General features: G+C 44.5%; 11 protein-coding genes and 1 pseudogene. 9 read left to right on the top strand and 3 right to left on the bottom strand.

Going from position 1 to position 13,124, the window contains the following annotated elements; translation table 11 throughout:
- Positions 1-54 precede the first annotated feature (54 nt).
- A complete protein-coding gene (locus QMG91_RS23130; protein WP_004407804.1) occupies positions 55-726 on the bottom strand; it encodes an OmpA family protein in 672 nt (223 codons plus the stop codon).
- Between the two features lie 270 nt (positions 727-996).
- On the opposite strand from QMG91_RS23130, the gene QMG91_RS23125 reads away from it, so the two are divergent.
- The 3 genes and pseudogenes from QMG91_RS23125 to QMG91_RS23115 all read left to right on the top strand — a co-directional run bounded on the left by QMG91_RS23125 (position 997) and on the right by QMG91_RS23115 (position 4,406).
- Entirely contained in the window at positions 997-1,620 is a 624-nt protein-coding gene (locus tag QMG91_RS23125) for a thiol:disulfide interchange protein DsbA/DsbL (RefSeq protein ID WP_281832585.1), read from the top strand.
- Between the two features lie 66 nt (positions 1,621-1,686).
- The gene (locus tag QMG91_RS23120) at positions 1,687-2,160 is read left to right on the top strand and encodes an FKBP-type peptidyl-prolyl cis-trans isomerase (RefSeq protein ID WP_022561359.1); all 474 of its coding nucleotides are present in this window, start codon (positions 1,687-1,689) and stop codon (positions 2,158-2,160) included.
- A gap of 483 nt (positions 2,161-2,643) precedes the next feature.
- A pseudogene (locus tag QMG91_RS23115) lies at positions 2,644-4,406 on the top strand (methyl-accepting chemotaxis protein).
- A gap of 69 nt (positions 4,407-4,475) precedes the next feature.
- Here the strand turns inward: QMG91_RS23115 and folE are convergent.
- Positions 4,476-5,129 carry a GTP cyclohydrolase I FolE gene (gene folE, locus QMG91_RS23110; RefSeq protein ID WP_281870362.1) on the bottom strand — a complete coding sequence of 218 codons (654 nt, stop codon included), beginning with the start codon at positions 5,127-5,129 and terminating at the stop codon, positions 4,476-4,478.
- A gap of 161 nt (positions 5,130-5,290) precedes the next feature.
- On the opposite strand from folE, the gene moeA reads away from it, so the two are divergent.
- The 4 genes from moeA (at position 5,291) to QMG91_RS23090 (ending at position 10,204) form a co-directional block, all read left to right on the top strand.
- A complete protein-coding gene (gene moeA / locus QMG91_RS23105) occupies positions 5,291-6,529 on the top strand; it encodes a molybdopterin molybdotransferase MoeA (RefSeq protein WP_281832580.1) in 1,239 nt (412 codons plus the stop codon).
- A gap of 11 nt (positions 6,530-6,540) precedes the next feature.
- Positions 6,541-7,287, top strand: coding sequence for a molybdopterin-synthase adenylyltransferase MoeB (gene moeB / locus QMG91_RS23100; protein ID WP_281832579.1), 747 nt, complete (start codon positions 6,541-6,543; stop codon positions 7,285-7,287).
- Positions 7,288-7,498: 211 nt separating this feature from the next.
- Positions 7,499-9,733: an LruC domain-containing protein gene (locus tag QMG91_RS23095; RefSeq protein ID WP_281832578.1), complete on the top strand. Its 2,235-nt coding sequence runs from the start codon at positions 7,499-7,501 to the stop codon at positions 9,731-9,733.
- 12 nt (positions 9,734-9,745) lie between these two features.
- Positions 9,746-10,204 carry a hypothetical protein gene (locus tag QMG91_RS23090; protein WP_281832576.1) on the top strand — a complete coding sequence of 153 codons (459 nt, stop codon included), beginning with the start codon at positions 9,746-9,748 and terminating at the stop codon, positions 10,202-10,204.
- 77 nt (positions 10,205-10,281) lie between these two features.
- Here QMG91_RS23090 and QMG91_RS23085 read toward each other — a convergent pair whose 3' ends face one another.
- On the bottom strand, positions 10,282-11,169 hold the full coding sequence (locus tag QMG91_RS23085) for an MBL fold metallo-hydrolase (RefSeq protein WP_004407814.1): 888 nt from the start codon (positions 11,167-11,169) through the stop codon (positions 10,282-10,284).
- Between the two features lie 109 nt (positions 11,170-11,278).
- Here QMG91_RS23085 and QMG91_RS23080 point away from each other — a divergent pair, with 109 nt between their 5' ends.
- Positions 11,279-12,184 carry a LysR family transcriptional regulator gene (locus QMG91_RS23080; RefSeq protein ID WP_022561353.1) on the top strand — a complete coding sequence of 302 codons (906 nt, stop codon included), beginning with the start codon at positions 11,279-11,281 and terminating at the stop codon, positions 12,182-12,184.
- Between the two features lie 55 nt (positions 12,185-12,239).
- Entirely contained in the window at positions 12,240-13,076 is an 837-nt protein-coding gene (locus tag QMG91_RS23075; protein WP_281832571.1) for a sulfurtransferase, read from the top strand.
- The last annotated feature ends 48 nt before the right edge of the window (positions 13,077-13,124 follow it).

The following is a 13,124-nucleotide window of genomic DNA, read 5'->3' as shown; positions in this document are numbered from 1 at the left end:
ACTAGCAAAAAGGGCGCCCCTCAGGTCGCCCTTTTTTATATCTGCTGAATAATCTTAGTAAGCCGTAATAAACATCAACTCTACTCGTCTGTTACACGCCATACCCTGTTTAGAAAGGTTTGAACAAGAAGGCATGTGTTTACCGTAACCTCGTGTGTAAACGTTGGATGGTGGCACACGTTCACGAGTCAACAGCATTTTTACTTGCATTGCGCGTTTATCAGACAGGGAATCATTTATCGTGTTGCTGCCAGTACTGTCGGTGTGACCGTCGATTACGGTTTTAATGTTGGGCTTACTTGCGAGAAACTGCCCTAGCCCGGTTAGCCAATATTGCGAAGCGTCTGTAACGTAAGCTGAGCCTGTTCTGAAGTGAATGCGCTTGCTCAACTTAATAACTGGGTGTTGACCAGGTACAACGTTGTAGCCAATACCATTCTGATCCATGTAATTCATCAGGCTTTGAATATCGGTCACGTTCTTTTGACCAGAAGGACTTCTAACCGGCGATGCCATCGTCGCCATGGTCTTGACTTCTCGCTGAATGTAGCGGGTCTGCGTCTGGGCAACCGCCATTTCTTCAACGTCCTCTCCTCCCCAATCTGGATAGATGAGTTCGGCGTCGGAGCGCGGTGCCGTTTCCAGCATGTTTGGCGGCTTGATCGCAGCACAACCTACTGTTGTTACACTGAGAAAGATACAAGCCAGTTTGAGAAGTCTTGTCATAACACTACTGATGCTCTAATTAAACACAGGGCAAATGAAGCAACCAGATTCAGAGCCATTCGCCTGTCGCGAATATCCAAATGCAAATCGGTGGTTCATAAGGTCACAATAACTTTATCGGCATACATCTCAAAACTTTAGGAAATTCTCAGAAGTACCGAATAACGCTTACCATGTGACTAAAAATTTTGAGTCTACTGTAAAATATTAGTATGTCAGCGACCAAAATTCTTCTACTATACCCTCCTCATTCGTATCCGTGTATTCACTATGATTAAACGTAAATTTTCAAGTCTTCTGATTTTGGTTTCAGCCTTCTTTCTTGCCGCTTGTAGCGACGACGGATTGCCAAAGCCAGGGACTCATTTTCAAACGCTTCCTACAGAACTGGACCAAACATTAGTTAGCCCGGTTACCGAAGTCTTTTCTTTGAACTGTGGTCACTGTCGAAACATGGAAAAATTCGTTCCGGAACTTGAAGACGAACTGCAAAAGCAGATTGGAAAAGTGCACGTCACGTTTAACGAAAGCGCCCAGATTTCTGCTTTGATTTATTACGCCGCAGCCATGCAGGTGGAAGGTGTTCCCGACCATATTATGATGGACGAACTGTTTGCCGCAGCACAGATGGGAAGTGGACATACTCAAGCTGAAATCAAAGCGGCAATGGAGCGTGTGTTCCATTCTCGTGATTTAGTCAGCCCATATGACTTTGATGAAAGCATGCAACAGAAGCTATTCAAAGAAATTGAAGTTGGAGAAACGGTCACGCAGCAGGCGCAGATCAACGCTGTACCCACCTTTATCGTTAACGGTAAATATCAGGTTGTAACGTCTGGACACAAAGATATCAAAGACATCGCTAAAACGATAAATTATCTTCTTTCACTTTAAACTTTACCCCCAAGCAGCCATACAGAGCTTGGACGTAACCATAGACCAGAAACATAAGGAATCACCGTGTCTAAGTTTGTTTTCCCTATCGTCATTTTTATTCTTGCCGCTTTTTTCATCTATCGTACCTGGACGAATCACAAAGCGTCAGAAGCTAACTTTACTCAGGGTCAGAACTTCCTGATGCAGAATAGTCAGAAAGAAGGTGTTGTAACCACTCAATCTGGTCTCCAGTATGAAGTCCTGACTAAAGGCGATGGTACAACTCATCCAGGAGCGACGAGCAACGTAAAAGTCCACTATCACGGTACGTTGCTAGATGGTTCTGTGTTTGATAGCTCTGTAGACAGAGGCGAGCCAATTTCATTCCCTCTTAATAAAGTGATTCAGGGTTGGCAAGAAGGCGTTCAGCTGATGGTTGTTGGTGACAAGTTCCGATTCTTTATTCCGAGTAATTTGGCTTATGGAAAAAATGGTACCGGTCCTATCCCACCGGGTGCAACTTTAATCTTTGAAGTAGAGTTACTTGAATTGAACTAACACAAGACAAAGACCGCCACACAGGCGGTTTTTTTATACTTCTTAAACACCTAGCTCGATATTTTCAATAATTTGCAAAAAACTATTTTTTAAACTACTAAAGTTTTTTCTTCTCCCTCCGATATAATGTCAAACCTTACCTAAAAGGTTGCCGACATATAATTTCGATTTCTATGAAACCAGTGAATCATAGTAATAGAAAATCATTTGCAACAACCAAAGTCTCAATAATAAGAAATGTGAATCATTTTTGATACCTTGTTGCATGATGAATCTCTAATGTCATTATTTTTAATAAGAACACGGATGCAATGCTATTGATAAACTTTAAGGAAATTAACAACCTGCACACTGACATATAAATGTAATGTAAATGTCACATTTATTTGTAGCGTGAGTCTCATTTCTAAATTAAGTTTATGAATATTGATGATAATTGTATTTATCATTAATGATGCAAATATTAATAAAAGAAGTATGCTTATGAATATTAAGACTCGTTAATTCTTTTAGGATTAGTTTCAATCTTAGGTGTCGCCACTATTTTGGGCGTTTCCACATTCTCCACAAAAAATATAAGTGAATTAGGTCAGGCTCGAACACAGCTTTCCGATTTGCAAGTTAGTCTTTTGATGCTGAGAAGAAATGAAAAGGATTTCTTGCTTAGAAAAGACCTTAAGTATTTGGATAAATTTGGTAAAAACGCAGATAATTTTCTTTCAATTAATGCCAGCATTGCCAGTACTCTTGCTAAATATGACATTCCCTACCCAGACCAGCTTGTTGCCGACTTAGACTTTTATAAAAACAGTTTTACTAAGATGGTTAATGCTTATAAAACGCTCGGTCTGAAAGAAGGCGAAGGTTTGATGGGTGCATACCTTGCGGCATATCAATCCGTTTTCGATGGCGCTAATAATACCGACAAAATTACCTTAGACACTTTTCATGAATCCGTTTTACAAGGTAACTACGACCCTACCCTTCTTGGCAACTTGGGTAATGCAGAGCTCAAGTCAACTGCACAAAATGTCGTTAAGCAGTTGGAAGTCATTGGTCTTAAATACAATGTGGGTATGTTAGGTGGCGTACGAGGTGCTTCTCATAAGATAGAGAAACAGTTTAAAGCCTCCGCCGAAATCCTGCAGACTGGCGTATCCAAATATGAAGAGCAAATCGTCACAATAAAATGGGGAATTACTCTCGTAGTAATCATCATCATTATTGCGGTTGTTGCTCAAATTTCGATTTCAATCAATTCAATGATGAATAAGCTGCTTACGACCATTCAGGAGATCTCTGAAACCAATAATATTGGTATGAGAGTCGACATTAATGGTAAGAGCGAACTTTCAGAGCTGGGGAAATATTTTAATCAGTTGCTTGATAGCATTGAAAAACTGGTTTCCGGTTCTCAAGTGAAGTCCAAAGCCCTGTTTGGTAGCACGGAAAGCATGCATACACAGCTGCAAGGCGTTATTGAGCAGTTCGATACACAGGCTCAACATACAGGCTCTATGGCGACTGCGGTTCAGGAGATGGTATCAACCATCAGCGAAATTTCTGAAAGCACAGCGGTTGCTGCTGAAGGTGTAAATCAGGCAGCAAACAACGCGAAAGCGGGTCGAGATGTTGTAAGCAGCACGGTAGACAACATCAACAGCCTTTCTGGTACGTTGGCTAACAGCCAGGCATCCATCAGCTCACTCAACCAGCACGTTGATCAAATCGGTGGTGCGGTTGTGATGATTCAGGAAATCGCGGAGCAGACTAACTTGCTGGCGCTTAACGCAGCAATTGAGGCGGCACGAGCAGGTGAACAGGGTCGTGGATTTGCTGTGGTAGCAGACGAAGTCCGAGCTCTCGCCAGTCGAACGCATCAGTCAACTGAAGAAATCACCTCGGTTGTGAGTGCGATTCAGGCGCAAATGTCTACAGTAGTAAGCGACATCGAAACCTGTAACTCCCAGGGCGATCAGACTAAGCAATACTCTCAAACTCTTGATGACAGCTTTACTCAAATCATCTCTGACATGGATTCTATCCAGAGCAACTCAGAAAGAATTGCCTCTGCGATTGAAGAACAAGGGATTGTGATGAATCAGGTGAGTGAGTCGATTACCGAGCTTCAATCAATTTCTGACAACAACATACACTCGGCTAAGCAGTGTATGGAAGAAGTGGATGGCGTATCCAGTCAGGCTCATGACATGGATGAAGCCGTTGCTCAGTTTAAAACAAGTTAACTGGCATGAAGATGTAAAAAAACCCAGCATAAATGCTGGGTTTTTTATTGTCAGTTCATCACTGAATTCTTATCGCAAACCGTGTAGGAATTCGTGACGAGTCGCCGGGTTAGATTTGAATATCCCACCTAACGCAGTGGTTGTGGTTTCGCTGGTCGCGTCCATAACACCGCGTGATTTCACACAGTAGTGCACGGCATCCATTGTTATTGCTACATCGTCTGTTTCCAATAACGTTTGCAATGCAACCAAAATCTGCTGAGTCATTCTTTCCTGCACCTGAGGGCGCTGCGCGAAAAAGCGAACAATACGATTGATCTTCGAAAGACCAATGATCTTTTTGCGCGGAATATAAGCAACAGCAGCTTTGCCATCTATGGTTACAAGGTGGTGTTCACAAGTGCTGGTTACGGTAATGTCTTTTACACGAACCATCTCGCTACACGCCATCTTGTTGTCGATTACTGTGATTTTTGGGAAGTTCTTATAATCCAGACCTGAAAATATCTCGTCAACGTACATTTTAGCGATACGATGTGGAGTCTCTTCAAGGCTATCATCCGACAAGTCCAGTTCCAAAAGCTGAAGAATTTCGCGCATGTGATGTTCGATACGCTCTTTCTTCTCTTCTCGACTCACGCTGTTTGGCGCCATTGGAGTCTCGATGCCCTTTTCTACCAGTGCTTGCTGAACTAACAGCGCTGATTCACTCAAACCAGACATGTGTACTTCTCCCATGCAATCTTTTACCCCTTTTGGATGGCTGACAAGCATACTCGCATTTTGGAATAATTACACCCATATTTTAAGAGAGGTTTTGGGGCTGAGACCTTAAATATGCTATTGTTCAGCGGTAAATAACATAATGATAAATGGGAAATAATATGGGTTGTTGTGACGCGCCGGGATTAATGCCGATAGAAGAAGCCATGGGCAAAATGCTCGATTCTGTTAACGCTTTAAGCAATATTCACACATTACCAATTTCAGAAGCTTGCGGTTTTGTTCTTGCCGAGCCTTTACGCTCCCCAATTCATGTTCCGCCTTTTCATAATTCTGCCATGGATGGTTATGCCATCCGTCGGGACGAATTAGTCAGCACTCCAACGATGCCTCTTGGCGGGAAATCCTTTGCTGGTCAGCCTTTTGAGGGTAACTGGTCGCCTAACACTTGCATTCGTATTATGACAGGCGCACAAATCCCAGAGGGATGCGATGCTGTAATCATGCAAGAAAACACAAAAACACACGAAGACGGTTCTGTTGAATTTCTTCAAACGGATGTCGCCCTAAATAACAATATCCGACCCATCGGTGAAGACATTAGCGAAGGCGATTTAGTTCTCGACCAAGGTCACCGACTCACCCCACGTGACATCCCAATGATTGCGTCGCTGGGTATTGCGCAAGTTCAGGTTTATAACAAACCAAAAGTCGCATTTTTCTCGACTGGCGACGAACTTAAACCTGTTGGTGAAACACTTGAAGCCGGTCAAATCTATGACAGCAATCGCTATGGAATCAAAGAACTGATTCTGAATTTTGATTGTGAAGCGATCGATTTGGGCATCATCCCTGACGATCCGGAAACGCTAAAACAAACCTTTATCAAAGCTCAGGACTTAGCCGATGTGGTTGTAACTTCTGGTGGTGTGAGCGTTGGTGAAGCGGATTACACCAAGGACATTCTGGAAGAACTCGGAGAAATCGGCTTCTGGAAACTGGCTATCAAACCGGGGAAACCATTCGCGTACGGTAAGCTGGACAATGCTCTGTTCTGCGGGCTTCCTGGAAATCCGGTTTCTGCCATGTTGACCATGTATGTATTGGTACAGCCTCTGCTCGCTAAATTAGGCGGTCACTCTCAATGGAAAGCTCCCGAATCCATCCCTGCTACCACCCGCTCAAGGTTTAAAAAGTCTCCGGGTCGTACTGATTTTCAACGAGCGATATACAGCATTGAAAACGGTCAGTTCTTTGTTGAGTCTACGGGTAACCAAAGCTCTGGTGCATTTCGTTCTATGAGCCTTTCTAACTGTTTCGCTGTGTTAGAGCGTGAACGCGGCAACATAGAACAAGGCGAAACCGTCCAAATCCAATTGTTCAATCACACCCTATATTGATTGGTGCCGATATGGATATTCTTTCTGATGAAGAAATGCTGAGGTACAACCGACAGATCATCCTGAAAAATTTTGATTTCGATGGTCAGGAAGCACTCAAAGAGTCTTCGATTCTGATTTTAGGCGCAGGCGGTTTAGGCTGTGCTTCTTCTCAGTATCTTGCGACCGCAGGGGTTGGCAAAATCACATTGGTTGACGACGATAAAGTCGAGCTATCTAACCTGCAACGTCAGGTTCTGCATTCAGACAGCACTATCGGCATAGACAAAGTTGAATCTGCTAAAGCTTCTTTAGAAAAACTGAACCCTCACATAACCATAGAGACTTACAACAAACGTTTGGACGACTCCGAGCTTGCTTCTCTTATCAAGCATCACGATTTGGTGCTTGATGCAAGTGACAATGTCACAACAAGAAACCAGCTCAATCGAATCTGTTTTGAATTGAAGAAGCCATTGGTTTCAGGTGCCGCAATTCGCATGGAAGGACAAATCTCTGTCTTCACTTACCATCATGAAGACGCCTGTTATCAGTGTCTGAGTGCCCTATTTGGTGATCAGGCACTGTCTTGTGTTGAAGCTGGGATCATGGCACCCGTTGTTGGAATCATTGGTGCAACTCAGGCTCTTGAAGCGATAAAAGTGTTGGCAAACTATGGTCAGCCATGTACCGGAAAGATATTGATGTTTGATGCGTTGTCTCTTTCCTGGCGTGAAATGAAGCTGCCAAAGAACCCGAATTGCACCGTTTGTAAGTAGCTTTATCAATTTCTAAAGCCCTCCAGGCGAGGGCTACCTTTCTAAATTCTCATCTTATATTCTCAATTTGAATCAAACCCAATTCAATCTGACATTTCAATTGAGAACTCCAAATTTCTCATTTTAATAAACCATTAAATATCAACACCTTACAACTGGCACGCAACTTGTATAAAGGAGTTTAAGCCGACGGAGATTAAAGGTGATAGATATGAATAAAAAACTTATGGGTGCATTAACACTTGCTATGGCTGGAATTACTCCTGCTATCTCTTCTGCAAGTACAGTTACAGCTTTCGAGACATGCCCAAGCAAGGCATTCTTATTTCAGAGCAGCCCGGTTGAAATCTGGGGTGTTAACCTGGTCACTGGTACCACAGAACTGTTGAACAGTGCCAGCCCTTACAACGGTAACATTAACGGTGTGGGATTTGACTTTGGCTACGCAAATGGCGAAGACGAGTCAGCAGGAACCGATAAGCGCTTCATTTATGGTTACGACACGACGAACAAGAAAGTAGTAAGAGTCGGTAACGATTACAGCGTGCAAGTTCTGAACGTGTCAGGGCTCCCTTCCAGCACTTTCTTTGTTGGTGACGTATACAACCGTACTTACTACCTTTACCGTAAAAACACTGGTCTGTACAAAATCGACCTGACTCCACTCGATTCCGATCCCAATGCAGAGCTAACACTGGAACTCATTTCATCCAACTCCAGTGTAAACCTGACCGATTTCGCTTTTCACCCCGGAAACGGAAAACTTTACGGCGTGGACAACAACACAGGTAAGCTTCACGAATTTGCAACAGACGGCAGCGGAACCATTACTGAAATTGGAGATGTCGGTCAGTTAGGGACATTTGGCGCGGGCTATTTTGATGTTAACGGTTACTACTACGTGTCAAGAAACTCAGATGTGACTTCCGGTGGTGTCGTAATCAGAGAAGGAGGGAAAATTTACCGAATCGACCTTTCTTTGGATGAGAGCGGTAACATCAACCCAGACAACATCACTGCCATAGAATTCGCCACCGGTCCAACTTCCAATCAAAACGACGGTGCACGATGCGCTAACGCACCTGTCATCGACGAAGACTCTACTATTGATTTTGGTGACGCGCCGGACGCTTACTCTACCCTACTTCTGTCAAACGGTCCTCGTCATGAATTAGACGGGTTGACCTGGATGGGTGTATCGACACCAGACGGTGATGCGGATGCTGCACAGTCTCCAGATTCCGACAACACGATTGGCACCGCCGATGAAGACGGCGTTGGCTTGGTCACTTCAATCGAAGCCGGTCTGGACAGTGTGATAACCGTTTATGCATCAACGTCCGGTTACCTGAATGCATGGATGGACTGGGAAGGAAACAACCAGTTCACCGATTCAGATGATCAGATTCTGACCGACTACTCTCTGTCTGCGGGTCTGAATACGATTGTTCTCACTGCTCCTATCACTGCGGTCGCTGGTGAAACATGGTCTCGATTCCGCTTCAGCCAGCAGTCAGGGCTGAACTACTACGGCGGCTCAACATCTGGTGAGGTTGAAGATCATCAAATGACCATTGCTGACGTAGATACAAGAGAAGAGTACTTCCCTACGAACGAAGGTTACGTCACTCTGGCTTATGAAGATAACTGGCCGGAAACAGCAGACTACGACATGAACGACCTTGTCGTACGCTACCAGATTAAGCAAGTACTTAAGACTGTCGGTGGCACAGAATACGTCGCTAAATCTGTCATCAAAGGAACACTGGATGCGGTCGGTGCAAGTTACCGCAGTGGGTTCGCAGTAAACATTCCGGGAGTGGACCCAACTAACGTCGACACAACCAAAACCCGCCTGTATCACAACGGTTCTTTGGTCAGCTTTGAAACACTTGAAGAGTCGGACAACAACGAAACCACTTTCATCATCATTGAAAACGCGAAAGATGCTCAGTCTTCAAACTGTTCGTACTTCAGAACCCAAAAAGCCTGTCGCGAAGATGTCGCATTAGAGTTTGAGTTGCATGTCAGCTTCATCGACCCAACACTGAACGGTTCAATTGGCGCCATGCCATACAAACCATTCATCTTTGGAACACCTGGCTTTGCACATGGGTCTATGTTCAATACGCCTCCTGGTCGCAGTTTAGAAATCCACTTACCGGATAATGCGCCAACCAGCAAGTTCGACAGCAGCTTCTTCAGTCTACCAGGGGATGACGACTCCAACTCAGGCAGCGGCAAATATTTCAAAACGACGAACAACCTACCGTGGGCAATCATGTTGTTTGAGAATGCTGAAGTGGATACTCAGTGGATTTGGCCAACCGAAGGGACGGATTTGCTCGAAGCCTATCCAAAATTCCAGGAATATACAGAGTCTGGTGGTGAAACATTTACAGACTGGTTTGAAGCATCAAATGCCGTTGCCGCGAAATGTTACTAAGGGAGAAGCATCATGAAAAATCTTAGCCTAGCAATTATCGTAATGTCGTCCCTTACAGCATGTGGTGGAGGCGGCGGTGGCGGAGACGCAAGCAGCGGAAATGCGTCTTCACCTGCACCGAGCGAATTGCCTGCTGCAAGCCCGGCAATTAAGACCAGTGACTTAGTCGCACCAGACGGGTTTGATTACAGCCCGATTGAGAACCGCTCGATGTCTGTGGATATTTCAGCTACATCAGTGGCAAGGGCTTATCTTTCAGTTTATCGCAACTACCACACGCTAGACGACGGTACTTTGCTACCCGACTACGGTAGCCGAATCGTTGCCATGCCACTGAAAGATGGAAAAGCAGATATCACCTTGATTGTCTCAGACAGTTCAAGCGACCTTCTGGGAGAAATCTGGTTCTACGATGGTAGCCAGCCGTTACAACAGAAATTCTACGCATCGCAAAGCAGTTGGAGTTGGTAAGCTCCCCATGAAATGGCGCAAAGCATAAGAGGGACAGCTTTGCGTCATTTCAACCTTTCAATACATCTCCGTCAGGGTTACCAGGTCCGTTCACCCATAGCGACCTGGGAGCCCAATTCCAAAGTAAAGCCTTTTCCGAATTCCGGATATTGCTTTGCCATTTTCTCAATAACCTGTTTGCTGTCTTTACTGTTTTTCACCGCTTTCTCAAAATGCTTTAAATATTCCTGAGTAAAGTCGACAGAAGATAACGAGAATTCAACACCTTCAGTGGCATGGCCCGGCACTACAACGCTTGGTTTAAGCGCTTTAATTGAAGACAGCGCCTGTTGCCATACCTGACGGGATTCCGGTGTTGGTGTATCTGCCATCCAAACATGTTCGCCACCAACCACGTTGATACCGCCCACTACGGCTTTGATTTCAGGGATCCAGACATAGCTGCGTGCTTTGTAGTCTTTGTCCAGACCTTCAATACTCAACGTATGCCCTTCTAGGGTGATCTCATCGCCTTTCAATACCGCAGGAATAACGGGGTGTGTTGGTGCATTCATTCCCAACTCGGGTCCCCATACCGATAGCTTAGTATTCAGCTTCTTCGCAATAGCATCGGCCGTCGATTGTGTAGATACGATATTCGCGTTAGGAAAAGCTTTCTTAATCACTTCAAGACCGAAGTAGTAATCAGGATCGCTATGGCTGACATAAACGGTTTTCAGATCTTTACCTAAATCGAGTATATCCGCCACTAAACGATGGGCGTCCGACTTTTTAAATAGACCATCAATCAGTACCGCTTCTTTCTCTCCAGTAACCAGCACAGACTTAACATTGAAGCTGTCTTCACCAGCGTTAAATACATGCAGTTGAAGCGGCTTGGTATCACCAATTTTTTCCAGTTCTGCCTGAGCACCGAAAGACATCATGCCCATCAAGATGGACGAAGCAATAAGGGTATTTTTCATAGTTTGTTCTCTCTCTCAAAACGTCCGCTCATTTTATAAGTCCAAATAAACGAATAAATAGACCAAATAAAACATATGTGTTACATAAAACAGAACAATGGAGATTCCCATGAAAAGTATTGGCAGAGATCTGTTTAAGTTGGTGGTGTATGCCCACGTAGTCCGAACAGGGTCTTTTACCCGTGCCGCAGATGCGCTCGACATTAGCCGTTCGGTGGTTAGCAAGCATATAGATGATCTGGAAGAGAGCCTGTCCGTCAGGTTGCTGAACCGCACGACACGTACAGTGACCATGACTGATGTGGGTTCCATGATTTATCAGCACGCCGAAAATATCATGAGTGAATACAGCGAGATCGCCTCACGTTCAAGCAGTGAGCACTCGATAATCAGCGGTAATGTGCGAATCAGTATGCCCATCGATTTTGGTGCAACGACGCTTATGCCGATTCTGGCAGACATAAAACGCCAGCATCCAGAACTTCATATGGAGATCATGTTTGATAACCGAGCAGTCAATCTTCTGGAAGAAAACGTAGATGTGGCGATTCGAGTCGGCTGGCTGAAGGAAGAAAACTACCCAGTAAGAAAACTCGGTTCGACCGAACACTGGATATGCGCATCCGAAAGTTTTGGAAATCAGGTACAGAGCCTTAATCATCAGACACTTGTTTCTCTGCCCTGGATTCAGAACAGCCAGCTCTCTCGACGAATTCAGATGAACGCGCCGGATAAAAGTAAAGTTTTCTGCGAACCCGCCGCTACAATCACATGCAATACGGCACAAGCTACACGGTTAATGGTTCTGGAAAACCTTGGTCTGAGTTTGTTTCCGGCGTTCTATGTTTACGACGATATCAAGCAGGGTCGAATGATTCGAGTTTTGGGTGACTATGAATTACGTTCTGTCGAATTTTATGCAATCTTCCCTGCTCACCCTATTCCATTTAAGTCTCGGATTCTGGTCGATACCATCGCGGAACGACTAAGGGGATTACCAATGATAGACGCCTGACATTCTGCAATACTGCAAAGAAACAAATTCCATCATAACGTAAGGAGAACGTAGCATGGCAAAAGCTTTAGTCACCCCAGAATGGGTATCTCAACGAATAAATGATCAGAAAGTTGTCATTCTTGATGCCAGTCTGGACTTGATGATTCCCGGTGCACCAGAACCCGCGAACGCAGGCTACATTCCAGGTTCTCTGCGATTCGATTATGACAAAGTAGTCTACGATAAGTCGTCTCCACTGCCTCATATGCTCCCACCAGAACACGAATTTCAGGCTCATGCCAGAGCAATGGGAATCGATAAAGACAGTGTGGTCGTTGTCTATGATCAGGCAGGCACATACGCTTCTCCTAGAGCATGGTGGATGTTTAAAACTATGGGGTTTGACTCCGTGTATCTGCTTGAAGGCGGTCTGAGAGCCTGGATTAACGCAGGTTACAAAACCCAATGTGCTTTGAGTACACCGATAGGTTTCGGCAATTTCATAGCCAAGCTGAATGAAGATTTAGTATATAGCTCACGTGACATACTAAATTCGATCTCCAGAGAGAATACTTACACCTTTGACGCAAGACCACGAGCCAGATACGAAGGAAATGTAACTGAACCACGTCCGGGAGTGAGATCCGGAAGGATCCCAGGTTCGCATAGTCTTCCATTCGGCGAACTCATGAATGGTGACAGGTTCAAACCAGTTAGTGAGCTAACTCATCTATTTAATAATTGGGATATTAATTCAGAAAGTCAGCTGATTTTCAGTTGTGGATCTGGTGTTACTGCCGCAATTTTAGCGCTTGCTGCTTATGAAGTTGGGTTTGAAAAGTTTTCTGTCTACGACGGGTCATGGACTGAATGGGGTCAGAAAATTGAGCTTCCTATAGAAGTTGGTTAATCTCTCAAAAATAGTAACAAAACATAACAATTGAGTGACAACTCAGTT

It is taken from the genome of Vibrio nigripulchritudo (genome assembly GCF_027924785.1).
Taxonomy (GTDB): Bacteria; Pseudomonadota; Gammaproteobacteria; order Enterobacterales; family Vibrionaceae; genus Vibrio; species Vibrio nigripulchritudo.
The sequence above is the reverse complement of the archived record's forward strand: the minus strand, read 5'-3'. Positions and strand labels throughout refer to the sequence as shown.